Raw genomic sequence first — 252 nt, forward strand, 5'->3', positions numbered from 1 at the left:
TTTTCTCGGTTTCACTGTCCAGACCGCTGCGCGGTGGGTCGACAAAAATGGTTTCGCACTGATAACTCTTTAAGTCGATCCCTTGCAGGCGGTTAAACTCGCGCACACCATTCATCGCCTGAGTAAATTCTTCTGCCGCCATACGAATAATTTGTACGTTATCAATATGGTTAGCTGCGATGTTGTATTGCGCAGCAGCAACCGACGGCTTAGCGATTTCGGTGGCTAATACCCGATCAAAATTACGCGCCA

General features: G+C 48.4%; 1 pseudogene. It reads right to left on the reverse strand.

Going from position 1 to position 252, the window contains the following annotated elements:
• Positions 1 to 252 (reverse strand): annotated as a pseudogene (locus SB756_RS32870) (tRNA (uridine(54)-C5)-methyltransferase TrmA); the annotation flags it as partial.

Origin of the sequence: Pseudomonas sp. SIMBA_068 (assembly GCF_046534705.1) — a bacterium.
Classification (GTDB): domain Bacteria; phylum Pseudomonadota; class Gammaproteobacteria; order Pseudomonadales; family Pseudomonadaceae; genus Aquipseudomonas; species Aquipseudomonas putida.